Source organism: Ruegeria sp. CI5, assembly GCF_056536885.1.
In genome coordinates this window covers 1409023-1432173 of sequence record NZ_JBQFQN010000001.1, presented here as the reverse complement: position 1 = coordinate 1432173, position 23151 = coordinate 1409023, and the positions used below count along the sequence as shown (strand labels likewise).

At 63.5% G+C, this 23151-nt stretch carries 24 protein-coding genes; 4 read left to right on the top strand and 20 right to left on the bottom strand.

Going from position 1 to position 23151, the window contains the following annotated elements:
• Positions 1 to 85: 85 nt before the first annotated feature.
• From ACR0BA_RS07105 to ACR0BA_RS07035, 15 genes are all read right to left on the bottom strand, one after another.
• A complete protein-coding gene (locus ACR0BA_RS07105; RefSeq protein WP_480727086.1) occupies positions 86 to 1723 on the bottom strand; it encodes an ABC transporter ATP-binding protein in 1638 nt (545 codons plus the stop codon).
• The gene (locus ACR0BA_RS07100) at positions 1720 to 2535 is read right to left on the bottom strand and encodes an ABC transporter permease (protein ID WP_170340710.1); all 816 of its coding nucleotides are present in this window, start codon (positions 2533 to 2535) and stop codon (positions 1720 to 1722) included. Before ACR0BA_RS07100 ends, ACR0BA_RS07105 begins: the two co-directional genes overlap by 4 nt.
• Complete coding sequence (locus ACR0BA_RS07095) at positions 2532 to 3488, bottom strand: ABC transporter permease (protein WP_170340107.1); 957 nt, start codon at positions 3486 to 3488, stop codon at positions 2532 to 2534. The genes ACR0BA_RS07100 and ACR0BA_RS07095 overlap by 4 nt, the downstream gene beginning before the upstream one ends.
• Positions 3489 to 3503: 15 nt before the next feature.
• On the bottom strand, positions 3504 to 5090 hold the full coding sequence (locus ACR0BA_RS07090) for an ABC transporter substrate-binding protein (protein ID WP_170340108.1): 1587 nt from the start codon (positions 5088 to 5090) through the stop codon (positions 3504 to 3506).
• A gap of 127 nt (positions 5091 to 5217) precedes the next feature.
• The gene (locus ACR0BA_RS07085) at positions 5218 to 7212 is read right to left on the bottom strand and encodes a CocE/NonD family hydrolase (protein ID WP_480727084.1); all 1995 of its coding nucleotides are present in this window, start codon (positions 7210 to 7212) and stop codon (positions 5218 to 5220) included.
• A gap of 51 nt (positions 7213 to 7263) precedes the next feature.
• On the bottom strand, positions 7264 to 8367 hold the full coding sequence (locus ACR0BA_RS07080; protein ID WP_170390942.1) for a glycerate kinase type-2 family protein: 1104 nt from the start codon (positions 8365 to 8367) through the stop codon (positions 7264 to 7266).
• Complete coding sequence (gene dtd, locus ACR0BA_RS07075; RefSeq protein WP_480727082.1) at positions 8367 to 8804, bottom strand: D-aminoacyl-tRNA deacylase; 438 nt, start codon at positions 8802 to 8804, stop codon at positions 8367 to 8369. Before dtd ends, ACR0BA_RS07080 begins: the two co-directional genes overlap by 1 nt.
• Positions 8805 to 8828: 24 nt before the next feature.
• Positions 8829 to 9509: a nitroreductase gene (locus tag ACR0BA_RS07070; protein WP_170357195.1), complete on the bottom strand. Its 681-nt coding sequence runs from the start codon at positions 9507 to 9509 to the stop codon at positions 8829 to 8831.
• Between the two features lie 99 nt (positions 9510 to 9608).
• Positions 9609 to 10724: a TFIIB-type zinc ribbon-containing protein gene (locus ACR0BA_RS07065; protein ID WP_480727080.1), complete on the bottom strand. Its 1116-nt coding sequence runs from the start codon at positions 10722 to 10724 to the stop codon at positions 9609 to 9611.
• 6 nt (positions 10725 to 10730) lie between these two features.
• The gene (locus ACR0BA_RS07060) at positions 10731 to 11048 is read right to left on the bottom strand and encodes a CPCC family cysteine-rich protein (protein WP_480727079.1); all 318 of its coding nucleotides are present in this window, start codon (positions 11046 to 11048) and stop codon (positions 10731 to 10733) included.
• 9 nt (positions 11049 to 11057) lie between these two features.
• Complete coding sequence (locus tag ACR0BA_RS07055) at positions 11058 to 12206, bottom strand: SPFH domain-containing protein (RefSeq protein ID WP_480727078.1); 1149 nt, start codon at positions 12204 to 12206, stop codon at positions 11058 to 11060.
• 22 nt (positions 12207 to 12228) lie between these two features.
• On the bottom strand, positions 12229 to 13182 hold the full coding sequence (locus ACR0BA_RS07050) for a DUF2927 domain-containing protein (RefSeq protein WP_480727076.1): 954 nt from the start codon (positions 13180 to 13182) through the stop codon (positions 12229 to 12231).
• Positions 13183 to 13195: 13 nt separating this feature from the next.
• Complete coding sequence (locus ACR0BA_RS07045) at positions 13196 to 14386, bottom strand: toxic anion resistance protein (protein WP_170340124.1); 1191 nt, start codon at positions 14384 to 14386, stop codon at positions 13196 to 13198.
• A 30-nt stretch (positions 14387 to 14416) separates the two neighbouring features.
• The gene (locus tag ACR0BA_RS07040) at positions 14417 to 15331 is read right to left on the bottom strand and encodes a 5-bromo-4-chloroindolyl phosphate hydrolysis family protein (protein ID WP_480727074.1); all 915 of its coding nucleotides are present in this window, start codon (positions 15329 to 15331) and stop codon (positions 14417 to 14419) included.
• Between the two features lie 177 nt (positions 15332 to 15508).
• Positions 15509 to 16384 carry a pseudouridine synthase gene (locus tag ACR0BA_RS07035; protein ID WP_170436590.1) on the bottom strand — a complete coding sequence of 292 codons (876 nt, stop codon included), beginning with the start codon at positions 16382 to 16384 and terminating at the stop codon, positions 15509 to 15511.
• Here ACR0BA_RS07035 and ACR0BA_RS07030 point away from each other — a divergent pair.
• Complete coding sequence (locus tag ACR0BA_RS07030; protein ID WP_480727072.1) at positions 16383 to 16853, top strand: nucleoside deaminase; 471 nt, start codon at positions 16383 to 16385, stop codon at positions 16851 to 16853. The two genes, ACR0BA_RS07035 and ACR0BA_RS07030, sit on opposite strands and share 2 nt — an antisense overlap.
• Before the next feature lie 7 nt (positions 16854 to 16860).
• Here the strand turns inward: ACR0BA_RS07030 and ACR0BA_RS07025 are convergent, their stop codons facing one another.
• Together ACR0BA_RS07025 and ACR0BA_RS07020 are read right to left on the bottom strand one after the other, a co-directional pair.
• Entirely contained in the window at positions 16861 to 18039 is a 1179-nt protein-coding gene (locus ACR0BA_RS07025) for a M24 family metallopeptidase (RefSeq protein WP_480727071.1), read from the bottom strand.
• Positions 18036 to 18728: a metal-dependent hydrolase gene (locus ACR0BA_RS07020; RefSeq protein ID WP_480727069.1), complete on the bottom strand. Its 693-nt coding sequence runs from the start codon at positions 18726 to 18728 to the stop codon at positions 18036 to 18038. Before ACR0BA_RS07020 ends, ACR0BA_RS07025 begins: the two co-directional genes overlap by 4 nt.
• 57 nt (positions 18729 to 18785) lie before the next feature.
• Here ACR0BA_RS07020 and ACR0BA_RS07015 point away from each other — a divergent pair, with 57 nt between their 5' ends.
• Complete coding sequence (locus ACR0BA_RS07015) at positions 18786 to 19472, top strand: ceramidase domain-containing protein (protein ID WP_480727068.1); 687 nt, start codon at positions 18786 to 18788, stop codon at positions 19470 to 19472.
• Here the strand turns inward: ACR0BA_RS07015 and ACR0BA_RS07010 are convergent.
• The 3 genes from ACR0BA_RS07010 to ACR0BA_RS07000 form a co-directional block, all read right to left on the bottom strand.
• Positions 19432 to 20190, bottom strand: coding sequence for a class I SAM-dependent methyltransferase (locus tag ACR0BA_RS07010; protein ID WP_480727066.1), 759 nt, complete (start codon positions 20188 to 20190; stop codon positions 19432 to 19434). The genes ACR0BA_RS07015 and ACR0BA_RS07010 overlap by 41 nt on opposite strands.
• A gap of 6 nt (positions 20191 to 20196) precedes the next feature.
• Positions 20197 to 20760, bottom strand: coding sequence for a DUF4202 domain-containing protein (locus ACR0BA_RS07005; protein WP_170440682.1), 564 nt, complete (start codon positions 20758 to 20760; stop codon positions 20197 to 20199).
• 201 nt (positions 20761 to 20961) lie between these two features.
• Positions 20962 to 21123, bottom strand: coding sequence for a hypothetical protein (locus ACR0BA_RS07000; RefSeq protein WP_170340142.1), 162 nt, complete (start codon positions 21121 to 21123; stop codon positions 20962 to 20964).
• Between the two features lie 227 nt (positions 21124 to 21350).
• Here ACR0BA_RS07000 and gatC point away from each other — a divergent pair, with 227 nt between their 5' ends.
• On the top strand, positions 21351 to 21638 hold the full coding sequence (gene gatC, locus ACR0BA_RS06995) for an Asp-tRNA(Asn)/Glu-tRNA(Gln) amidotransferase subunit GatC (RefSeq protein WP_480727064.1): 288 nt from the start codon (positions 21351 to 21353) through the stop codon (positions 21636 to 21638).
• A 3-nt stretch (positions 21639 to 21641) separates the two neighbouring features.
• Positions 21642 to 23129 (top strand): Asp-tRNA(Asn)/Glu-tRNA(Gln) amidotransferase subunit GatA, encoded by a 1488-nt coding sequence (gene gatA, locus ACR0BA_RS06990; RefSeq protein ID WP_170450831.1) that lies wholly within the window; start codon positions 21642 to 21644, stop codon positions 23127 to 23129.
• The last annotated feature ends 22 nt before the right edge of the window (positions 23130 to 23151 follow it).

Genomic DNA, 23151 nt, shown 5'->3' with positions numbered 1-23151 from the left:
GTCCGGAATGAGAGAATCCCGACACTTCGATAGAAACAAAGTGTCGGGATTTCAGAGTGTTTTGTCGGCTTGAACAGCCAGCGGCTCAGTTGCCGGCGCTCTCCATCTTGCGGTGGGCCACGACCTCTTCCAGCCAGCCCAGATGCATTTCCGGCACCGAACTGAGCAGCAGGTCGGTATAGTCGTCGAACGGTGGGCTCAGCACCTGCGATTTGGGCCCATAGCGAACCACGCGCCCCTGATACATCACGGCGATGCTGTCGCTGATCGCGCGCACCGTCGCTAGGTCATGGGTGATGAACAGATAGGCCACGTCCTCGATCTTCTGCAGGTCCAGCAACAGCTTGAGGATGCCGTCCGCCACCAGCGGATCCAGCGCCGAGGTGACCTCGTCACAGATGATCATCTTGGGCTTGGCCGCCAGAGCGCGGGCAATGCACACACGCTGCTTTTGACCGCCGGACAGCTCGGCCGGATACCGGTCGATGAAACCTTCGCCCAGTTCGATCTCGTCCAGCAGTTCAACGATGCGCTTGCGCTTCTCGGTGCCGCGCATGTTGAAGTAGAACTCGAGCGGCCGGCCGATAATTGTACCCACCGTCTGGCGCGGGTTCATCGCAACATCGGCCATCTGGTAGATCATCTGCAACTCGCGCAGGTCCTCGCGCGAGCGTCCGGCCAGATCGGGGCTGAGCTTGCGCCCGGCAAAGGTGATCTCGCCGTCGCGCGGGGGCAGCAGGCCGGTGATCACCCGGGCCAGCGTGGACTTGCCCGACCCCGATTCCCCCACGACCGCCAGCGTCTGGCCCGGATGTACCTCGACATTGACGTTGTGCAGCACGTCGAAATTCAGCCCCTTGTAACGGGCCGTGATGCCATCAACCTGCAGCACGGGTTCGGGCGTGGGCTGTTTTTCCTCGTGTTCGATCGAACGGACCGAGACCAGCGCCCGCGTGTACTCTTCTTGTGGGTTGTTGATGATCTGGTCGGTGGTGCCGTATTCGACCGTGTCACCCATGCGCAGCACCATGATGTCATCGCTGACCTGCGCCACGACCGCCAGATCGTGGGTGATGTACAGCGCGGCCACGCCGGTGTCGCGGATTGCTTCCTTGATCGCCATCAGGACGTCGATCTGGGTGGTCACGTCGAGCGCGGTCGTGGGTTCGTCGAACACCACCAGATCCGGCTCGGGGCACAGCGCCAGCGCCGTCATGCAACGCTGCAGCTGCCCGCCCGAGACCTGGTGCGGATAGCGGTTGCCGATGTTGTCCGGGTCGGGAAGGCCCAGCTTGGCGAACAGCTCACGCGCACGGGCCTCGGCCTCTTTGCGGCTGAACTTCTTCTGCTCGACCGCGGCTTCGACCACCTGATCCATGATCTTCTTGGCGGGATTGAAGGACGCCGCCGCCGATTGCGACACATAGGTCACCTCGCCGCCGCGCAGTTTGCGGATATCCGACAGCGACGTCTTGAGGATGTCGCGCCCGTTCACCCAGACCTCACCGCCGGTGATCTTAACGCCGCCCCGGCCATAAGCCATCGATGCCAGCCCGATGGTCGATTTGCCCGCACCGGATTCCCCGATCAGCCCCAGCACCTTGCCGCGCTCGAGGTCAAAGCTGACCCCGTGCACGATTTCGATGTCGCGGGGCTTTTCGCCCGGCGGGTAGACGGTTGCGCCGATCTTGAGGTCACGGACCTTGAGAAGGGTATCGCTCATCCCCGGCCTCCTTTCAGCGATGTGGTGCGGTTCAGGATCCAGTCGGCCACCAGGTTGACCGAGATGGCCAGCGTGGCGATGGCCACCGCCGGGTACAGCGCCGCGCCGATGCCATAGACGATGCCGTCTTTGTTTTCCTTCACGATGCCGCCCCAATCGGCCAGCGGAGGTTGAACGCCCAGGCCCAGGAACGACAGGGTCGAGACGAACAGCACCATGAAGATGAAGCGCAGGCCCAGTTCGGCCACCAGCGGGGACAGCGCGTTGGGCAGGATCTCGCGGAAGATGATCCAGCCGCGGCCCTCACCGCGCAGCTTGGCGGCCTCGACATAGTCCATGACTTCGATGTCAACGGCCACGGCCCGGGCCAGACGATAGACGCGGGTGGCGTCCAGCAGGCCCATGACCACGATCAGAACCGGGATGGTGACCGGCACCATGGCCAGAACCACCAGCGCGGTGATCAGCGACGGGATCGACATGATCAGGTCCACGGTCCGCGACATCACCTGATCGGCCCAGCCTCCCAGCACGGCCGCCAGAAAGCCCAGGATCGAACCGGTGACGAAGCTGAGGATGGTGGCGGCGGTGGCGATGAAGATCGTGGTGCGCCCGCCATAGATCATTCGGCTGAGAAGATCGCGGCCGATATTGTCGGTGCCCAGCCAGAATTCCGAACTCGAGGGCTCCCACACGTCGCCGACCACCTCGGCCATGCCGTAGGGCGCCAGGAAGGGCGCAAAGACGGCGATGATGAAATACAGGGCGGTGAAGGCCAGCCCGATCATTGCAGAGATTGGGATGTTCTTCATTTCGGGTGCCTCAGCCTTGGGTTGGCCAGGATCGCGACGATGTCGGCAACCATGTTCAGCCCGATATAGATGGCGGCAAAGATGACGCCGCAGGCCAGCACCACCGGCACATCGCGCTTGGTCACATGGTCCACCAGATACTGTCCCATGCCGGGATAGACGAACACCACCTCGACCACGACGACGCCGACGACCAGATAGGCCAGGTTCAGCATCACCACGTTCACGATGGGGGCGATGGCGTTCGGGAAGGCATGGCGCCAGATGACCTTGAAGTTGCTCAGGCCCTTGAGTTCGGCCGTTTCGACATAAGCCGACTGCATTACGTTCAAAATCGCGGCGCGAGTCATGCGCATCATATGCGCCAGAACCACCATGGTCAGCACGATGACGGGCAGCGCGATCGAGTTCAGCTTTTGCCAAAAGGACATGCTGTCATTGATCATCGCCAGCGGCGAGAACATGCCCAGCTTGACCGCGATGAAATAGACAAGGACGTAGCCGATCAGGAATTCCGGGATCGAGATTGTCGTCAGAGTAACGGCTGAGATCAGCTTGTCGGGCCAGCGGTTGCGGTAGCGTACCGCGACGAGGCCAAGAAAAATTGCAAGGGGCACCGAGACGATGGCCGCCCAAAAGGCAAGAAACAACGTATTGCCCAATCGGTTGCTGACCGACTCGGCGATGTCCAGCTTGTTGGTCAGGGACGTGCCCATGTCACCTTGGACAATTCCGCCAAGCCATTCGAAATACCGGGTCAAGGCGGGACGGTTCAGCCCCATCTCCTCACGGAGGTTGGCAAGGGATTCAGGGGTGGCGGACTGCCCCAGGACGGCTTGCGCGGCGTCTCCGGGTAGGGCCTCGGTCAGCCCGAAAATCAGGGCCGAAGCGCCAAACAGCAAGAGGAATCCCAGCGCCAGGCGCTGGGAAACCAGTTTGATAATAGGATGCATACCTGTCGATCCGAGTTAGACGAACCACATCTTGCGGGACATGTTGCCGTTCATCATCTCTTGGGTCGGATCAGTCTCCCAGCCATCCAGCTGGTTGCTGATGCCCTCGACAAAGTCGTTGAACATCGGGCAGATCAGGCCGCCCTGGTCACGGACCATCATGCCCATCTGGCTGTAGATGGCCTTGCGCTTTGCCGGATCCAGCTCGGCACGCGCGGCAAACAGCAGGTCGTCGAACTCTTTGACCTTGAACCGGGTGTCGTTCCAGTCGGCGGTGGACAGATAGGCAGTTGCGTACATCTGGTCCTGCACCGGGCGGCCGCCCCAGTAGGACGCGCAGAACGGCTGTACGTTCCAGACTTCGGACCAGTAGCCATCATTCGGCTCGCGCTTGATCTCAAGCGGGATGCCGGCCTGCTGGGCGGTCTGCTGGAACAGGGCTGCGGCATCTACGGCGCCAGGGAAGGCTCCGTCGGCCACACGCAGAATGATGGGCGACCCGTCATGACCGGACTTCTTGTAATGTTCGGCGGCTTTTTCGACGCTGAACTCACGCTGCGGGATCGTCTCATCGAACAGCGGGTATGCTGCGTTGATCGGCATGTCGTTCCCGACCGAGCCATAGCCGCGCAGTACCTTCTCGACCAGTTCTTCGCGGTTGATCGCGTATTTCAGAGCGGTCCGCAGCTCGTTGCTGTCGAACGGCGCCGTGTCACAATGCATGATGAACACGTAGTGGCCGCGTCCTGCCGTCGAATGTACGGTCAGGTTGGGCGCACGACCCAAGAGGTCGGCAACCTTGGGCTCAACCCGGTTGATCGCGTGAACCTGACCCGACTGCAGCGCGGCCGTCCGGGCCGTGGCATCGTTGATGACCACCACTTCGACGCTGTCAAAGTTGCCGAAATCCGGGTTCCAGTGGTTCTCGAATTTGGAGAACAGGTGGCGCACACCGGGTTCGTCCGCTTCCAGCTTGTACGGACCGGTGCCGATACCGGCGCCCGGGTTGTCCATTCCGCCGTCCGGCTGGATGATCAGGTGGTAGTCGGCCATCAGGTAAGGCAGATCGGCGTTCGGCTCGTTCAGGGTGACCTGAAAATACTCGCCATCGGCCTTCATCGACTCGATGCCCTTCATGATGCCCAATGCGCCCGACTTCGAATCTTCGTTCGAATGGCGCTGCATCGTTTTCAGCACGTCTTCGCTGGTCATGGTCTTGCCGTTGTGGAACTCGACCCCCTGACGCAATTTGAACGTCCACACCTTGGCATCGGCGCTGCCTTCAACGCTTTCGGCAAGGCGCGGCTCGATCGTGCCGTCGGGGGCGACTTCGACCAGTTGGTCGCCGAACTGCTTGCCGTTCTGGAACGGAACCGAGCTGGCATAGGTGGCCGGGTCCAGCGAGTTCGTGGATTCACCGCCCTGCAGGCCCAGTTTCAGATCGCCACCTTTCTTGGCGCCGGCGGCGCGGGCCGCGTCGGCGAAGACGGTGCTGGCCATGGCAGCCGACACACCCAATGCGGCTGCCTTCCCCATGAATTCACGTCGGGTCAGTTTCCCGGCGGTCACCTGGCTGGCCATGTGAGTGAGTTGTTCGTTCATTCGGATATCTCCCAGTTGAGTGTTTTGTGTGCCCGTTTTACGGGCTTTTTATTGACGCATGAGTCAACGTTGGCGCATTTCGTCGCGGCGGGCAAGGTCAAATCTCGGGGACGTGCCACCAGCAAAATCACATCTGATCACGAGGTATGGTGTCCTCCACGGTTTTGGAAAAAATCTTCACATCGTTTTCAAAGGCATCAAGCGTCGCGCGCAGATGAAAGTTGGATCGGTCCGACCACATCTCGCAACTGGCCTCGGTTCGCAGTTGGATGCCGTCGCGCCGGGTCTCTTGTACCCATTCGCAGCGACCGCGCGCGCTCAGCGGATCGTCCGGATGGATGGACCACCGTTCAAAAGCGGTTCCGCCGCTGACCAGACCATGATCCGCGTCTTCGACCAGGCCGAAATCATCTTCGATGACCAGATCGATGGTGCCGGTCGTCATGTCTGTTTCGACGCGCCGCGCATGGGTCGCCTCTCGCAATTGGGTTACTTGCCACGGAGAGTCCGCATCGGGCGGGGCAAATTGCCATTCATCCCGATCCGACCTGTCGCGCTGGGGGATCGTGAACGTGCCGCCTGTCAGGTGCAGCTCCGCTGTTTCCGGCGAAGGCCAGATCAGCGGCCAATAGGCGCTTGAGACGGCAACGCGCAGGCGGTGGCCCTCGGGAACCCGGTAGGCGATGTGGTCCAGCACGACCTCGATGTCATAGACCTGTCCGGGTACCAACCTTTTGGGGGACAAATGCCCCTCCGTATGGGTCAGATTCAGTACACCATAGGTGATCCGAGTCGCAGCTCCGTCGGGGTGGATGTGGTTCAGCCGAACGGCAATTTGGGCTTGTGGTTTGTCGACACTCAGCTTCAAGCGCAGGCGCGGGGCACCGACAATGTCCAGATCTGCGGTCAGAGGGGTCGTGTCGAAACAGGAGGACAGAGCGTCATCTGCCCGCTGGTCGCCCGGCATGTCCGGACCCAGCCAGATGGCGCAATATTCGCCGCCATCCATGCCGCAATGATGCGGCGAGCGGATTTTGGTATCCAAGGGCCCGTCCTCTCCCAGCCCGGCATCGGAAAGCGGAAGGGTGACCGTCGGCAGGTGGGGCGTGGCGCCGGCATCCTCGGCGATCCACCGACCCGGGCGCTCGGCATACCAGCGCGCCGGGCGCACGCCATCCATCAGATAGGCGCGATAGGCCGGGTCCTGTTCGACGCCGGTCTCTTTGTCCTTCAGCCATCGGTCCCACCAGCGCAGCGCCTCTTGCAGGAAGCCGATGCGAGGTTCGGGGACGGCAAAATGCGGGTATTTGTGCACCCAGGGGCCGACGATGCCCTTGACCGGCGCAGTCAGGTTCTCGACCAGCCAGGGCACCGTGTTCTTGTAGGCATCACCCCAGCCGCCCACCGCCAGTGTCGCGGCTCGGATCGCGCCGGGGTCTTCGCAGACAGACCCATGTCGCCAATAGGCATCGCGGGTCTGATGCCGCAGCCAGACCGAGGGCAGAAACGGTTCGGCCTTCAACCGTTGCAACCACATCTCACGCCAGTCGTCACGCAGCGCCGGGTCGGGCGGGCGGGACGAATACGACCACATGGTCGCCCCCCAGCCCAGGTTCTCGTTCAACAGGCAGCCGCCTTTGTAGTGGATGTCATCGGCATAACGGTCGGCGGTCGAACACAAGGTGATGACGGCCTTCAAGGGTGCGGGCTGCAGCGCCGCCACCTGCAGCGCGTTGAAGCCGCCCCAGCTGATGCCCATCATCCCGACTGCGCCGCTGCACCATGGCTGTTGGGCCAGCCATTCGATCACCTCGACGGCGTCGTCCAGTTCCTGCTGTGTGTATTCATCCTCCATCAGCCCCTGGCTGTCACCATTGCCGCGCATGTCGACGCGGATGCAGGCGTATCCCCGTTTGGCAAACCAGGGATGGGTCAGGGCATCGCGCGCCGTCGTGCCGTCGCGCTTGCGATAAGGCAGGTATTCCAGGATGGCGGGCACCGGGTGCCGCGCCGCATCGACAGGGCGCCAGATCCGCGCCGACAGGCGGCAGCCGTCCGATAGAATGATGCCCTGATCCGGAACCTCTTCGATCTCGGACAGTGAGTTCTTCGCCTGCGTCATGCGCCCAGTCTCGGGCGGTTCGGCGGATCGTGTGCGAGGAAAAGCGTCAATTCATTCCTTCGTTGCGACAAGCAGATCCATGACATTGGTTCCCGTGGGGCCGGTCACCAGCAGAGCGCCGGCTCGCTCAAGGAACGTCCCCGCATCGGCCTCGCGCAAGGCTGGGTCCGCCCCATCGGCCCATGTCGCGCCGGTCACGACACCGCCGGCCGCATCAGTCGGCCCGTCGGTGCCGTCGGTTCCACCGACCACGACACACAGCCCCTCGCATCCTTGAATCTCGCGCGCCAACGCCAGTGCCAGCGCCTGGTTGCGCCCGCCTCGGCCCGGGTTTTCGGGCAGGACGACCGTCGGCTCTCCGCCAAAGATCATCGCGCCCGGCGGCATCTGACGCAGCCGCGCGCCGATATCTGCGGCGACGGACAGATAGTCGTCGTGCAGGGCCTCTTCCTCAACCAAAACGTCCAGACCGGCGGCACGTGCCGCGTCGGCTGCGGCGCAGCGCGCATGGGCGTTCGAGGCAATGATTTCGACACTCGCTTCGAATTGCGGGGCGTTGGGCAAGGCGCCGATGCCCGATCCGATGACGCCGATGTCGTCCCCCGGCACGTCCGAAATGGCCAGGACCGTCGCGCGCGCTCCGCCGAAACCGGTCAGCAGACCGCCGCCCTTGATCCGCGAAATCTTGCGCCGGCGGGCGTTCATGGCGGTGATGTCCAGCCCCTCGGACAGCAGCTGCGCGTTCAGCCGCGCCAGATCTTCGAGGGTGGCCCCCGGCACAAGATCCTCGGCCAGCGAAGACGCACCGCCCGAGACCAGCAGCAACAGATGCGTGCCAGGCTCCATGGCCTGAACAGCCGCGCGCAGGGCCTGGCCACCCTTCAGGCTGCGGGCATCGGGCACGGGGTGAGAGGCTTCGATGACCTGCAGATGTGACGGCAGCCCTTCGGCATGGCCGTCTTTCGTGACCACAAGGCCCGGTGTTCTGCCGAAATGATCCTGCGCCGCATTCATCATCGCCGCCGCGGCCTTGCCCACCGCCAGAATCAAATCGGGGCGCGGAACATTAGGCAGTGCCGCCTTGACCGCGCCATAGCCGTCAACGGCGGCAACGCCCGCCTTCCAGATCGCGATCGCCTGATCCTGCATCGTCATCACATGTCCATCCAGATCGTAACCGGGCCGTCATTGACTAGGGACACCGCCATATCCGCTCCGAAAGACCCGGTTTCGGTTGGAACGCCAAGCGCGGCCAGCGCGCGGGCAAAATGTTCGTACAGGTGTTCGCCGGTTGCCGGATCGGCCGCCGCGGCAAATCCGGGCCGGTTCCCGCGCGACGTGTCGGCGGCCAAGGTGAACTGGCTGACCACAAGGGCCGAGCCGCCGATATCCAGCACCGACCGGTTCATCTTGCCCGCGTCATCCTTGAAGATCCGCAGCTTGGCAATCTTGGCCGCCAGTTGCTCGGCGTGCGAGTCGTCGTCCCCCTGCATGGCGCAGACCAGAATCAACAGCCCCGGCCCGCACTGGCCAATAACTTCCCCCTCGACCGAGACCGATGCCTCGGACACCCTTTGTATCAATGCGCGCATGACAGTGTCTTTCTCAAACTCCGCTCACTCGGCCGGCGCCTCACGCCAGCTGACGAACTCGTCCAGCTTGGCGCGTTCGGTCCGGAATCGGTTGGCCGGATGATCGGCATCCGGATAGCCGAAGGAAATCGCGCACAGGATCAGCCGGTCATCGGGGATGTTGAAATAGCGGTGCAGGAACGGCCCATAGGCGGCCACCGCCGCCTGTGGGATCGTGGCGATGCCCAAGGCCTGTGCCGCCAGTGTGAAGGCCGTGACAAACCCGCCGCAATCCATCGCGCCATAGGGGCCGAGTTCCGCCGGGCTGGACAGGATGGCGCAATGCGGGGCGCCGAACAGGTTGAAGTTTTCCATCATCTGCCGGGCCGATCCAGCGCGGTCACCCTTTTCCACGCCCACGGCCTCGTACAGGGCCCATCCGCAGGCGCGGCGCCGGTCCTGATAGACGCCGGAATAGCCGGTCGGAAAGGGCAGGTCGGGCTGCGCCTGGCCGGTCTCGGCTTCGGCCCGCAAGGCGCTGCGGAACGCATCCGTTTCCGCGCCGCTGGTCACGACCACCTGCCAGGGCTGCGCGTTGCACCAGCTGGGCACTTGGGCGGCGCTGGTCAGAATCTGTTCGATGTCACCCCGCGGCACCGGATCGGACCGGAAGGCGCGGCAGGACTGGCGCGCGGTCAGAAGCGTGTTCAGATCGGCCAGGGTCACGTCGTCCTCTCCTCCGGGGCAGCCGGCGGCAGGATGGCTGAGAAGCCCGGGATGTTCAAGGGGTTCCGAGGCAGAGTTTTCGGCGGCGGAACCCAGCGGTCATTGCTGTCCGGTCGCCACCAGATACCCGATGCCGGCTGCCGCCAGCAGGCCCAGGGCCACCGCAATCGTGATCTTGATCGCCGACCAGGGCCGTTCGCCCTGCACCTGCCCGGTGCGGCCGTTGACGACAAAGCGATAGGTCTGGCCGCGATACTTGTAGGCGGCCATCCAGACCGGCAGCAGGATGTGCTTGAAGGTCACGTTTCGGATGTCGGTTTCGATCGCGTGGATGCGCTGCCGGTCACCGCCGATGTCAAAGCGGACGTCGCGCTCGATCACGCGGGCCATGTGGCCGCGGGCCTCCTGATAGCCTTGCTGCAGATCGACCGTATAGGCCTCGGCCCGGAACCCGGCCAGGTACTCGGGCTGGTAGGGCTCGAGCGCGGGCAGGTCCCAAGGTTGCAATGCGTCGGTGTAGGATTTGGGCAAGGATTGCGAGGCCAGCACCAGCACGTCGTCAAAGAGCCGGGCTACCCGGCCGGATTTCGGCGTCCAGCGCACCTTGGGCACCTGCTGCTGCACCCGCTTGCCGTCACGCATCACCGTCCGGGTTTCGTAATAGACCACGCCCCGTTCGCCGCGATAGGCCGATTTCGTGTCGGCGTCGAACGTCCAATAGGGCACATAGATGCCCTGCATCCTGCGGCCCTTACGGGCGTAGTCTTTGAGCCCGTTCGGCGCGAACCACAGCCGCCCCAGCCAGTCACTCATGGCCCTGTGCGCGGCGCGTTCGTCCAGCGCAAAGGGCAGAACGCCGCGCGGCTTGATGTGCCGGTTCACGCCGGTATCGGTCACCACCGGGGTGGCGCAGAACGGGCATTCCGCGGCGTGGGTGTTGGGGTCGAACTCGACCTGGGCCGCGCAATTGGGGCAGGTCAGAACCCGCGTCTCTTCGATCTCGCTGTCGGGAAGGCGGTCGGCGATGGCGGCGTCGAAGTCCAATTCGCGAAGGCTGGCGCCGCCCCAGGGGCCAGCCCCGATCGGTTCGGAATGGCCGCAATGGTCACAGGTCAGCGTGCCGGATTGCGGGTCGAAACGATAGTCCGCGCCGCAATTGTCACATGGAAAACGATGTTCCGCAGAGCCGGGTGGCGGGGCAGGGGGCTGTGTCATGGGTGGTCACTTGTCGAGGGGAAAGTGAAGATAGGCTGCGCGCTGCTCCTCGGGCAGGACATGCGGCAGCATCGCGGCCTCGCAGGCCCCGATCGCCCTGAAATTCTCGCGCGCCTCGGCCAGTGTCAGGCCGTGATTGGCGGCAGAGGGCTCGCGGGGGTTCTTGTCGTACAGAATGTCCTCGTCCTCCCAAAAGCAGATCGCGCAGATCAGGTAGGCCCCGCGCTCGGCCAGGGTGACATAACCGCAGCACGGGCAGATGAATTGCGGCGGCGGCGGCGCTTTGCGCCCGCCTGTGTTCGAGCGTTTCCGCGATGCGGGCATGCTGATGCCTCACGCCCCGGGCGGCGGAGGCGGCAGGATCGTGAACAGCTGCGCGAGCTCCTGCACCTCGCCCGCTTTCTTCCATCCGTCCTGACCGGGCGTCCACACGAAAGTGTCTCGCGTAATTTCTCCCTCGCTGGCCATGCGGCCCATCTTGGCCTTCGAGAACGGGCCGCTGGTCTGACCATCCACCGCGATATGCCACACATGCTCGACCGGCGGCGGAGGCGGCGGGGCCACATGCGCGGCCGGTGGCGGGGCAGCGGGCGCGGGCGCGCCCCACGGGCCAGTCGGCTGACCCGCTGCCATGTTCGACATCTGGTTCGCCATCGCCATGCCCATTCCCATACCAAGGCCGGCACCCATGCCACCGCCTCCATTCGGGTTGCTGGCGGCCGCCGTCATTGCCTCGGCCGCCGAATACTGGGTGAATTTGCCCAGATCCCCCGCCAGCCCCATCGAGGTACGCTTGTCCAGCGCCGCCTCGACCGCCGGCGGCAGCGAGATGTTCTCGATGTAGAACTCCGGCATCTCGAGGCCGTAGCCGTCCAGCACGGGCGAGACCTCGGCCGCGATCAGCTTGCCCAGATCGGCGGTGTTTGCAGCCATGTCCAGAACCGGAATGCCCGAGCCTGCGATGACCCGGCTGAATTCCTGCACGATGATGTTGCGGATCTGAAAGCTGATCTCGTCCATGGTGAATTCGCCATCGGTGCCCACGATCTCGACCAGGAAACGGGCCGGGTCCTTGACCCGGATCGTGTAGGTGCCATAGGCGCGGATCCGGGTCGGGCCGAATTCCGGGTCGCGCAGCATGATCGGGTTCTTGGTGCCCCACTTCAGGTCGTTGAACCGGGTCGTGTTGACGAAATAGATCTCGGACTTGAACGGCGACTGGAACCCGTGATCCCAGTGCTGCAGCGTCGTCATGATCGGCATGTTGTTGGTCTCAAGCATGTAGAGGCCGGGCGTGAACACGTCGGCCAGCTGGCCTTCGTGCACGAATACGGCCGCCTGGCCCTCGCGCACGGTCAGCTTGGCGCCATACTTGATCTCGTGGCCTTCGCGCTCGAACCGCCAGACCATCGTGTCGCGGGTGTCGTCCACCCAATGAATGACATCAATGAATTCTCCGGTCAGAAAATCGAAAATTCCCATCTGGGTTCTCCTGTCATCGGGGTCAGAGCGACTGCCCCATCAATTCACGGGCGATGATCCGCACCACCGGCGCGGCCTCTTGCGCGGTCATCCCGGGTTTCAGGCGCGGATCATACAACATCGTCAGCAGCTTTTCGTCATGGCTGGTCAGCAGGGCGAATTCGTCGTCATCGTTGAAGATCGACGGCCGCGCCCGTGGGCTGTCGTTGGGCAGGCCCAGCCCCTGGGCGATTTCCTCATGGATGCAGCTCAGCCGCATCAAGTCGGGGTGCTCGGCCCGCACCAACGCAACCGCACCAGTGTAGGTGTTCGGTGCCCCGTTCGACGCCGAAGCGAAGACAAAGCAGTAGAACGAGCGCGGTAAATCCTGAAACAGGTTCAACTGAGCCTGTCCGATATTGGGAAACAACTGGCGCAGTCGCGTTTGCACGAATTCCGTATCGTCATCGCCGGCGACGAACACATGGAAGTTCGCGTTTCTGGTTACGGTCGAGATCGGGTGGCCAGTCAAGGACGACATGCGTTCGGAATAGGCCCGGATCTGTTCCTTGTCGGCCGCACGTTGGTCTGGCGATACTGACGGCCCGAATTCTGCCTGTATTCGGACCGGGCCAGACCAGCGGCTTAGCCTTCCGCTGGTGCGTTGGCTGCTGCCGGATACGGCGGCGCCGGGATACTCGCTGTAGAACGCGATGGCTTCGAAATTCCGCGCCAAATCATTCGCATCAAACGGGGTGTCCGGCCCGCCACCGTCTGTACGCATCAGACCACGGGTCAACAGGTCGCGCTCGACGCGCTGATAATATCGCGCCAGATCCCGGCTTGCGGCCGAAGGTTCGACATAAGCATTGGCCAACTGCGGCTGGGACGGGCGCGCCTGCGGGGCAATCGAGGACTCGAGCGCGTCATCGCAATTGGCCAAGATCAGCAATGCAGCTGCCCCCAACCCGTGCCCTAGAAATCTCCGAAGCCGCACCTGCGATCTCTCCTCAGCCCGGAACGGCGGTTCCGGCCGTGTCGCCCAGCCCGTCTTTCCGAGCCTTGGCCGAAGCCAAGGTGTCCCGCAGCTCGGCTTCCATCTTCTTCAGCTCTTCTTCTGCGGCGGCCCGTTTCGCCTTGCCTTCGTCAGCGATGGCGAGGCTTTCATTGATCGTGCCGATCAGATCCTCGTTGGCCTTCTTGACGGCTTCGATGTCGAACACGCCGCGCTCCATTTCCTCACGGATCATCTTGTTCGACTGGCGCAGATTCGCGGCGTTCGAGGTCAGTAGCTCGTTCGTCAGATCGTTGGCGTCGCGCACGGCGGCAGCGGCCTCGGCGCTGCGCTGGATGGTGACCGCCTGCGCCAGCTGGGTTTCCCACAGCGGCACGGTGTTCACCAGCGTCGAGTTGATCTTGGTCACCAGCGACTTGTCGTTTTCCTGAACCAGCCGGATCGAGGGCAGCGATTGCATCGTCACCTGTCGCGTCAGCTTCAGGTCATGCACACGCCGTTCCAGATCGTCGCGGGCGGCCCGCAGGTCGCGCAGTTCCTGCGCCTTCATCACCTGCTGATCTTCCGGGGCGGCCTGCACCTCGGCCTCTTTCTCGGGGATGTCATGGCTGTCCAGTTCGGTCAGCTTCTCTTCGCCGGCCGCGATGTACAGCGCCAGTTCATCATAGAAATCCAGCGTCTTTTCATACAGCAGATCCAGAGACTTGATGTCCTTCAGAAGCGTGTGCTCGTGCGACAGAAGGTTGTCGGTGATCCGGTCGATCTGATCCTGCACCTCTTCGTAGCGCGCGGTGAACTTGGCGAAAGGCGCGGCGCGGCCCAGCAGTTTCTCCCACCAGCTGCGCTCGCGGCGCACGTCCAGTTCAGACACGGAAAAGCCACGGATCGTGGTGACGATGTCGCGCAGGCTGTCACCGGCGGGGCCGACATCCTTGTTGCGCACGTCAGCCAGCATGGCCTGGCTGATTTCCTGCAGCTCGGCCTGCGCAGCCGATCCAAATGCAACGATCGAGTTGGTGTCGCCCATGTCGATTTCGGACATGCGCTTGCGGATTTCGGCGCCCACCGGTTCGTCGGCCTCTTCCAACGGCACGATCTCGGAACTCGGCTCGGGCAATGAGACTGCTGCAACTTCCTGAACCAGCGTTTCGGCCTCGGCCGCCTTTTTCTTGATTTCGTCAGACATGAGAAGCTTCCCTGTTCTTGGTTTGGCCGGTCAGTCGAGCCGGACGCCTTCGCGCTGCAGTCGTTCACGCAGCACGTCGATTTCGACCGTCAGATCACTGCGGTCATCCAATAGCATCTTTCGGGTGCGGGCCGAGAAATTCTGCTCGAGGTCGTCCAGCAGCGCCGAGTAATCGGACAGAGCCTGCGGGTCGCGGGTGCGCGCATAGACATCGGCAAACTTGATCGTCGCATCGCGGGCGCCCTGCAGATAGACGGTCAGGTATTTGCGGGCACCGGCCAGATCGCGCGGGTCCTCCTCGACCGTGCGGAACAGATCGCGAGCGGTGGTCTGAAACCGCTCGACCCGGGCTTCGATCCTGCGGTCGCCGGCCCGTTTGATGGCATCCGTCATTTGGTTCAGATGGGCTTCGGCATCTTCGACCACGCGGGCGACCCGGTCCTGTTGATAGGTGTCCACACCTTCCATGCCTTTGTTTTTCATCGGGTCGAGCCCGAAGGCGACGGAATGCAGGGCCGTTGCCACGCCGCCGAACAAGACCGGCGCCAGCAGGCTGACCTGGCTGGCGGTCTCGGCATCCAGATAGTCGTTGCGATAAGCGGCCAGACCCACCCCCAGCCCGGTCAACACCGACGAAAATATCTTGCGGGGAAAGGCGGGGCGGCGCGCGGTGCGACGTGCGTTGTAGGCATCCTCGGCTTTCAGCCCTTCGCGCAGCAGAAAGGCTGCAGCGGTCAGAATGCCGGCGGCGACCAATCCAAGTGTCATCCCGATCGCGCCGTCGTTGAGCGACAGAAAGACCAGCGAGATCGCCGGAACGAACATCACATTGGCGCGGGCGCCGACCGGGTTCACCCGGGCACCATCGTATTGCCCGCGCGGGGCGGGCGCGTCGGTGTCGGACTGGCCGTCGGGGCTGAACTTTCCGCCGTATCGCTTGGCCATGGCGTCAGAGCCCCCCAAGCCAACCGGTGCAGACGCCGAACAACAGTACCAGTAGGGCCGCGTAGGCCATTTTTTGCACTCCGGTCCCGGACATGACGTCCTCCAACTGCGGTTGTCCCCTTGAAAACCTAGGGGATCAAGGGGCTTGGCGCTAGGGGGAAGGTTCGATAACCCGCGTCAATTGCGTGATTTCTTGCCGACCGGCCTGCGGGATCTTTGAGGGCGGCTTGGGCGTTTCGCAGCAGCCGGTGGGGTTTCAGGTTCCAGACCCAACTGGTCGCGCAGAACGCGGCGGCGGATTTCCTCGACCTCGCCGGGTTTGAGATTGCCCAGCTGGAATGGCCCGTAGGACACGCGCAACAGCCGGTTCACGGTAAAGCCGATGTCTTCGATCGCGCGGCGGATTTCCCGGTTCTTGCCCTCGCGCAGTCCGATCGTCAGCCATGCATTCGCGCCCTGCTGGCGGTCCAGCGTCACGGTCATGGGCTGGAACTTTTCGCCCTCGATCACAAGACCCTGGCGCAGAGCGGCGAAATCCTCGTCCTTGGGGCGGCCGTTGATCCGCACCCGGTACTTGCGCAGCCACCCGGTCGAGGGCAGTTCGAGCTTGCGCTTGATGCCCCCGTCATTGGTCAGCAGCAGCAGGCCTTCGGAATTTAGGTCCAGCCGACCGACGCTCATGACGCGGGGCATGTCCTCGGGCAGGTTGTCGAAGATTGTGGGGCGGCCCTTTTCGTCGCGGTTCGTGGTCACAAGGCCGGTTGGCTTGTGATACAGCCACAGACGCGCGGGTTCGGGCTCGGCCACGGGCTTGCCGTCAACGGTGATCCTGTCGCTGGTCGTGACGTTCAGCGCCGGGCTGTCGATGGTCTTGCCGTTCACGGTTACGCGGCCTGCTTCGATCATGCGTTCGGCCTCGCGGCGCGAGGCGATGCCGGCGCGGGCCAGCACTTTGGCGATCCGGTCGCCAGGAGGAGGGGTGTTGCTCATGCCCTGCGCATAGCGCATCGGCGCGGCTTGCGAAAGGTGGGTTTCTGGGGCAGTCAGGGGCATGGTCTTCAGAACGCATATGGACAAGGCGCTGGAACAGGCGCGCGCGGCGGGTGATCGGGGCGAGGTTCCGGTGGGCGCGGTGATCGTGTCGCCCGATGGGCGGATCATCGCGGCGGACGGCAACCGTACGCGCGAGTTGCACGACCCAACCGCGCATGCCGAGATCCTGGCCCTGCGCGCCGCCTGCCGCGCCGTCGGGTCCGAACGTCTGACGGGGCATGACCTGTATGTCACGCTGGAGCCCTGCGCCATGTGTGCCGCGGCGCTGGCGGCGGCGCGGATCCGGCGGATCTACTATGGGGCCGCCGATCCGAAATCGGGCGGCGTGGCGCATGGGGCGCGGGTGTTCTCGCACCCTCAGGCCCATCACAGGCCGGACGTCTATGATGGCATCGCGGCAGAGGACTGCGCCCGGTTGCTGCGCGACTTCTTTGCCGCGCAGCGCGGTGGCGGCGGGCCCAAAGGCTGAGGCGCGCTCAGGCCGGTTTAACGACCAGTTCGCGGGGGATGTCTGCCAAGGGTTGCCCGCCCGTCGGCGTGACGACGAAGGTTTCGGTGATGGCCAGCCCCCAATCAGGGGTCCAAAGGCCCGGCATCAGGTGAAAGGTCATGTTGTCCTGCAGAACGGTGCTGTCGCCGGGACGCAGGCTCATGGTGCGCTCGCCCCAATCGGGCGGATAGCTCAGGCCCACCGGATAGCCCGTGCGATTGCCTTTGACATATCCGGCCCGGGCAAAGCTGTCATAGACGCTGGCGGCGACCTCTTCGCAGGTGGCGCCGGGGCGGGCGGCGGCCAGCGTGTCCTCGATCGCGGTGAGGATCGCGGTTTCCGCGCGCCGGATATCGGCGGGCGGGTCGCCCAGAAACAGGCTGCGGCTGGCCGGGCAGTGATAGCGGCGGTGGCAGCCCGAGATTTCGAAATAGGTCGCCTCGCCCGGTGTCAGCGGACGGTCGTTCCAGGTGATGTGCGAGGCCGAGGCCTCGGCCCCCGAAGGCGCGATGGGCGCGATCGCGGGATAGTCGCCCGCAAGACCCGGAAGCCCGGCGATGCCCGCCGCCTGAACCTCGGCCACGAGCACGTTCTTGGGAATCCCGGCGCGGAACCCGTCGCGCAGCACCGCGTGCATATGCGCAGTCAACTGCCCGGCCTTGCGCATCAAGGCGATCTCGGCCTCGCTTTTGACCGCGCGCTGCCAGTTCACCAACCCGGTCGAGTCGATCAGCGCATCCCGGCCCAACGCGGTCTCAAGGATCCGGTGGCTGGCGGCCGAGTAGTAATAATTGTCCATCTCGACACCCAGATCGGTCGTCCAGCCGCGCGCGCGCAGCAGCGATGCCAGCGACTCGACCGGGTGATGGTCTGGGTGCTGCACATGTTCTTCGGGCCAGTCGAACAGGTCGGCGGGGTCCAGCCAGGTGGTCTGCGCCGCGCCGGGCTTGTCCTGCGTCCGGCCCCACCACAGGGGCACGCCGTCGCGCGGGACGATCACCATCTGCGGGACGTAGAAGCTCCAGCCGTCATAGCCCGTCAGCCAGGCCATGTTCGACGGGTCGGCAACCAGCAGGGTCTCGACACCCCGCTGGGCCATCGCGGAACGGGTCTTGACCAGCCGCGCCGCGTATTCTTCCGCCGAGAAGGCCAGCGCGGGTGTCAAAGCTCGATCTCCTGCAGGACCTCGGGCTCGATGACGGTTACGCCCGGTAGCCCGTCCGCCAAGTCCTTGGCGGATTGTTCCAGGATCGGGAAAGTCCGATAGTGGCAGGGGATCACCGTCTTGAAGTCGAAATACCGCCGGGAGGCATAGGCGGCGGCTTTCATGTCCATCGTGAAATAGCCGCCCGCCGACAGGATGCCGATATCGGGTTTGTAATAGTCGCCGATCCACTCCATGTCGGCCATGATCGTGGTGTCGCCCGAGACATAGACCGTGTGACCATCGGCCGACAGGATGAACCCCACCTCGGACCCACCGGTGCGCGGGCCATCGGGTGTAGCGAAGGTCGAGCTGTGCGAGGCCGGCACCATGTCGACCTTGACCCCGTTCAGATCGACCCGGCCGCCCTTGTTGAAGCCGATGGTCTCGATCCCTTCGGCCTCGGCCCAATGGGCCATGACGTCGTATTGGCCCACCACAGGAATGTTCAGGCGTTTGGCCAGCGGCAGAACGTCGGCAACGTGGTCGAAATGCGCGTGGGTCAGTAGGATATGCGTGGCGCCCTGGACGGCGGCCTCGTGCTGATCCTCGGGCAGCATCGGGTTGCCGCTGAGCCAGGGGTCGATCAGCAGGACCTGTCCCGCTGCGTGAATTCGGAAACTGCCATGCCCCAACCAGATGATTTTCATGAAAGACCCTCCTGAAACCGGTTCAGGGTCAGCCTAGCATCGGCTATGTAAAAATCCATGGACTGGATGCGAGAAATCGACGGCTATTGCGAGCGCCTGTCGCCGGCCTATTGGGCCGAACCCGTAAACGCCGTGACCAACGCGGCCTTTCTGCTGGCGGCATGGGTGATGTGGCGGCGGGTGCGGGGGCAGGGTCTGCCCTTGGCCAACCTGCTGGTCGCCATTCTGGCGGTGATCGGTATTGGCAGCTATCTGTTTCATACCCATGCGCAGGTCTGGGCCGCGCTGGCGGATACGACGCCGATCTTGCTGTTCATCCTGGTCTATATCTTCGCGGTGAACCGGGACATCTGGCAGCTATCCACGCCGAAGGCGGCGGGGCTGACGGCCTTGTTCATTCCCTATGCGGCGCTGACCATTCCGGTGTTTCAGCTGGTTCCCGGGTTGGGCGGGTCGGCCGCCTATGCTCCGGTGCCGTTGCTGATCCTGATCTATGCGTATCTTTTACGCGCGCGCAGGCCGCAAGTGGCCCGGGGTCTGGCGGGCGGGGCTGTGATCCTGATTGCGTCGATCACTTTTCGCGCGCTCGATGCCCCGCTTTGCGCCCGCATCCCGATGGGAACGCATTTCATGTGGCACATCCTGAACGCCACCATGCTGGGCTGGATGATCGAGGTTTATCGCCGGGCCATGACGGATGCGGTCAGTCCGGCAGACGCCGCGCCAGATAAAACCCATAGCTGACAAAGTCGGAATAGGTTTCATACAAATCGATCTCGGCCTCTTCGGCATCGACAATGGCTTTGGCCTGCTCGGAATGGCCATGCCTGTCAAGGAAGGCAGCGAAGCTGCGTTGAAGGGGGAGGTAGTAGTTCTCCATCCAGCAGTCGGTGCCCAGCGGGAAATAGCCGACAGGTTCATAGCCGGCGGTCTCGATCTGGCGGATCTTCTGTCCGGCGGTCGCAACTTCGGGATAGGCGGCATCCCAGTGCCGTGTCAGCGGTTCGGGGCGTCGATCGGTCAGCCAGGTCAGCTCGGACACAGCCAGGAGCCCGCCGGGTTTCAGGAACCGACGCCAGGCGGTCAGGCCGTTTTCGAAACCCATGTTGTAGATCGCGCCTTCCGACCAGATCACGTCAAGGCTGGCATCGTCGAAGGGCAGGTCCTCCATCGACGCCTCAAGCGTCTGAACCCGGGCCGCCAGACCCAAGTCCTGTGAACGCCTGTTCAGCTCGGCCAGAAACTCCGGCAGGAAATCCACTGCCGTCACCGATGCGCCCAGATGGCGCGCAAGGCAGAAGGCCGCGGCTCCGGTTCCGCAGCCAATGTCGGCAACCTTCAGTCCGGGATCGGCTTGCACGCCCGAAAGCGTCAGCGCCAGTTGCGTTGCCGCGTCGCTGCCGGGGCCTTGCCGGTCGTTGGGCAGGTGCAGGTCGATCAACAGCTGCATGTCATCAGTCATGACCCGTCAATCCTTGAAAGCGCTGGCCAGGTCTTCGGGTAGGTCGAACTCGTCCAGCACGCGTCGGCGCGCCTCGGCCGACATCTTGCGGGCGGTCTTTTCGACGATGCGCTGGACCTTTTCGTCCGAGTGTTTCGTGGCGAAGGGCGCAAAATACCATTTCAGAAAGACAAAGCAGATCACGTCCTCCAGCGCCTGAACGTCGTCGTCGCGCTTGATGCCCTGTTTGCGCAACATGCGACGGGCGGCGTCGATCTCGGCCTGATCGTAGCCGGCCTCGGACATCAGCTCGGCAACGACCTGCGCGTGATGCTCGGCCTGGGCCTTGCGCCAGGCCAGATAGCCCGCGCGCCCTTCAGGGTAGGCCGAGCGGGCCAGCTTCCAGCGCTCGACATGCTGGCCGCGGGCGGCGATCTGCAACGGCTCGGAGGCGTCGGGGAACAGCCGGTCCAACTCGGCGCTCATCCGTTCGCCATAAAGCAGCGCGGCGGGGCGGCCGTCTTCCTGGGTGGGATCGGCCGAATTGGCCGTATCAATTGCATCCAGAACCTTCTGCTTGCGCTCTGTCATGGCATCTCCTGCTTTGGCAACGGCACCTCGGGACATTCGGTTATGCTGACCTGAAACTCTTGAGTGAATGAACGATAGAGCACCGTGCTTCAACAAAAAAGCGCCGACCCATTCAGGGCCGGCGGCGCCACGAGGGCAGGTGCAGGATCGGGGCGGAAAAAGGGGGGAGAACCGGCCCGATCCAACAGGGAAGCGGTAGGGTTAGTTGCGGAGCGAAGATTTCTCCTGGCTCACCTGGTCCGAGGGGTGCTGATCGGGGAAGGTCAGCGTCGGTGTCAGGTCGCCCATGGGAACCCCCAGCGCGAGGGCCGGCGCGGCAGCGGTTGTCAGAACAACGGACACAGCAATCAACATGCGTTTCATGATTATTCTCCGGACTGAACTGTTTCGTTCAGTACATAAAGTAACTTTTTGCGTCGGCTTCAATCGTCAAAGTGAACTAATCCGTTTACTTTTTTGCATAGCGGGTATTCAAAATTGTTTGGCTTGGCGGCAACCGCGTGGGCTTTGGACAAATCGCTGTGGCTCAGTGGTCTTGCGACTGCTGCATCAGACGGGTAAATGCCCCTGTAACGCATATGAGGTTTCCCATGTCGATTGACCAAAGCACCGCCGCCAAGGTGGCCAAACTGGCCCGGATCAAGGTCGAGGATGACGCGTTGCCCGCGCTGGCCTCGGAATTCAATACGATCCTGGGGTTCATCGAACAGCTGAACGAAGTTGACGTCGAAGGGGTCGAGCCGATGGTCTCGGTGACGCCGATGCGGCTGAAGCGGCGCGAGGACGTGGTGACCGACGGGAACATGCAGGGCAAGATCCTGTCCAACGCCCCCGACGCGCGCGAGGGCTTTTTCGCGGTTCCCAAGGTGGTGGAGTAAGACATGTCCGATCTGAACAAACTGAGCCTTGCCGAGGCCCGCGACGCCCTGCGCAACGGAGATGTGACCTCGGTCGAGCTGACCGAGGCCTGCCTGAAGGCGATCGACGCAGCCGATGTCTTGAACGCTTTCGTGCACAAGACTCCGGAAATCGCGCTGGAGCGTGCGAAGGCCGCAGACGAGCGGATCAAGGCGGGCGACGCGCCTGCCATGTGTGGCCTTCCGATCGGCATCAAGGATCTGTTCTGCACCAAGGGCGTGCCCTCGCAGGCTGCGTCCAAGATTCTGGACGGGTTCAAGCCCGAATACGAATCCACGGTCTCGCAGCAACTGGCCGATGCGGGCGCGGTGATGCTGGGCAAACTGAACATGGACGAGTTCGCCATGGGTTCGTCCAACGAAACCTCGGTCTATGGCAATGCTGTGAACCCTTGGCGGCGCGGTAATGATGACGCGCAGCTGACCCCGGGCGGTTCCTCAGGTGGTTCGGCGTCTGCCGTCGCAGCCGATCTGTGTTTGGCAGCGACCGGAACCGACACCGGTGGCTCGATCCGGCAGCCCGCCGCCTTTACCGGAATCACCGGCATCAAGCCGACCTACGGCCGTTGCTCGCGCTGGGGCATCGTGGCCTTTGCGTCCTCGCTGGATCAGGCCGGGCCGATGACCAAGAACGTGCGCGACGCGGCCATCATGCTTGAGGCGATGTGCGGGCACGACCCGAAGGACTCGACCAGCGCAGAATTGGCTGTTCCGAATTTTGAGGCCATGCTGACCGGAGACATCAAGGGCAAGAAAATCGGCATTCCAAAAGAATACCGGATGGATGGCATGCCCGCCGAGATCGAAAAGCTCTGGGCCGATGGGGCCGAAATGCTGCGTGATGCGGGGGCCGAGATCGTCGACATCTCGCTGCCGCACACCAAATACGCGCTGCCCGCCTATTACGTGATCGCGCCGGCCGAGGCGTCGTCGAACCTGGCGCGCTATGACGGCGTGCGCTATGGCCGCCGTGCGCAGCTGGCGCAGGGCGACGGCATCACCGAGATGTATGAAAAGACCCGCGCCGAAGGCTTTGGCCACGAGGTGCAGCGCCGCGTCATGGTCGGCACCTACGTGCTGTCAGCCGGTTTCTATGACGCCTATTACAACCGCGCGCGCAAGGTGCGGACCCTGATCAAGAAAGACTTCGAGGATGTCTTTGCCGCAGGCGTCGATGCGATCCTGACACCGGCGACACCTTCGGCGGCGTTCGGTCTGGGCGAAATGACCGAGGCTGACCCGGTGCAGATGTATCTGAACGACGTGTTCACCGTGACCGTCAACCTCGCGGGTCTTCCGGGTATCTCGGTTCCCGCCGGTCTTGACGGGCAGGGCTTGCCGCTGGGGCTGCAGCTGATCGGTCGTCCGTGGGAAGAAGGTGACCTTCTGAATACCGCCTACGCTCTCGAGAATGCCGCCGGGTTTGTGGCCAAGCCGGGCAAATGGTGGTAACCCTCAGGCAGCGGTAACAACG

What these genes read in the sequence shown, in the direction of transcription:
- ACR0BA_RS07105 (WP_480727086.1), bottom strand. Translation starts at nt 1,723, where the DNA reads ATGAGCGATACCCTTCTCAAGGTCCGTGACCTCAAGATCGGCGCAACC.
- ACR0BA_RS07100 (WP_170340710.1), bottom strand. Translation starts at nt 2,535, where the DNA reads ATGAAGAACATCCCAATCTCTGCAATGATCGGGCTGGCCTTCACCGCC.
- ACR0BA_RS07095 (WP_170340107.1), bottom strand. Translation starts at nt 3,488, where the DNA reads ATGCATCCTATTATCAAACTGGTTTCCCAGCGCCTGGCGCTGGGATTC.
- ACR0BA_RS07090 (WP_170340108.1), bottom strand. Translation starts at nt 5,090, where the DNA reads ATGAACGAACAACTCACTCACATGGCCAGCCAGGTGACCGCCGGGAAA.
- ACR0BA_RS07085 (WP_480727084.1), bottom strand. Translation starts at nt 7,212, where the DNA reads ATGACGCAGGCGAAGAACTCACTGTCCGAGATCGAAGAGGTTCCGGAT.
- ACR0BA_RS07080 (WP_170390942.1), bottom strand. Translation starts at nt 8,367, where the DNA reads ATGACGATGCAGGATCAGGCGATCGCGATCTGGAAGGCGGGCGTTGCC.
- dtd (WP_480727082.1), bottom strand. Translation starts at nt 8,804, where the DNA reads ATGCGCGCATTGATACAAAGGGTGTCCGAGGCATCGGTCTCGGTCGAG.
- ACR0BA_RS07065 (WP_480727080.1), bottom strand. Translation starts at nt 10,724, where the DNA reads ATGACACAGCCCCCTGCCCCGCCACCCGGCTCTGCGGAACATCGTTTT.
- ACR0BA_RS07060 (WP_480727079.1), bottom strand. Translation starts at nt 11,048, where the DNA reads ATGCCCGCATCGCGGAAACGCTCGAACACAGGCGGGCGCAAAGCGCCG.
- ACR0BA_RS07055 (WP_480727078.1), bottom strand. Translation starts at nt 12,206, where the DNA reads ATGGGAATTTTCGATTTTCTGACCGGAGAATTCATTGATGTCATTCAT.
- ACR0BA_RS07045 (WP_170340124.1), bottom strand. Translation starts at nt 14,386, where the DNA reads ATGTCTGACGAAATCAAGAAAAAGGCGGCCGAGGCCGAAACGCTGGTT.
- ACR0BA_RS07040 (WP_480727074.1), bottom strand. Translation starts at nt 15,331, where the DNA reads ATGGCCAAGCGATACGGCGGAAAGTTCAGCCCCGACGGCCAGTCCGAC.
- ACR0BA_RS07030 (WP_480727072.1), top strand. Translation starts at nt 16,383, where the DNA reads ATGGTCTTCAGAACGCATATGGACAAGGCGCTGGAACAGGCGCGCGCG.
- ACR0BA_RS07035 (WP_170436590.1), bottom strand. Translation starts at nt 16,384, where the DNA reads ATGCCCCTGACTGCCCCAGAAACCCACCTTTCGCAAGCCGCGCCGATG.
- ACR0BA_RS07020 (WP_480727069.1), bottom strand. Translation starts at nt 18,728, where the DNA reads ATGAAAATCATCTGGTTGGGGCATGGCAGTTTCCGAATTCACGCAGCG.
- ACR0BA_RS07015 (WP_480727068.1), top strand. Translation starts at nt 18,786, where the DNA reads ATGGACTGGATGCGAGAAATCGACGGCTATTGCGAGCGCCTGTCGCCG.
- ACR0BA_RS07010 (WP_480727066.1), bottom strand. Translation starts at nt 20,190, where the DNA reads ATGACTGATGACATGCAGCTGTTGATCGACCTGCACCTGCCCAACGAC.
- ACR0BA_RS07005 (WP_170440682.1), bottom strand. Translation starts at nt 20,760, where the DNA reads ATGACAGAGCGCAAGCAGAAGGTTCTGGATGCAATTGATACGGCCAAT.
- ACR0BA_RS07000 (WP_170340142.1), bottom strand. Translation starts at nt 21,123, where the DNA reads ATGAAACGCATGTTGATTGCTGTGTCCGTTGTTCTGACAACCGCTGCC.
- gatC (WP_480727064.1), top strand. Translation starts at nt 21,351, where the DNA reads ATGTCGATTGACCAAAGCACCGCCGCCAAGGTGGCCAAACTGGCCCGG.
- gatA (WP_170450831.1), top strand. Translation starts at nt 21,642, where the DNA reads ATGTCCGATCTGAACAAACTGAGCCTTGCCGAGGCCCGCGACGCCCTG.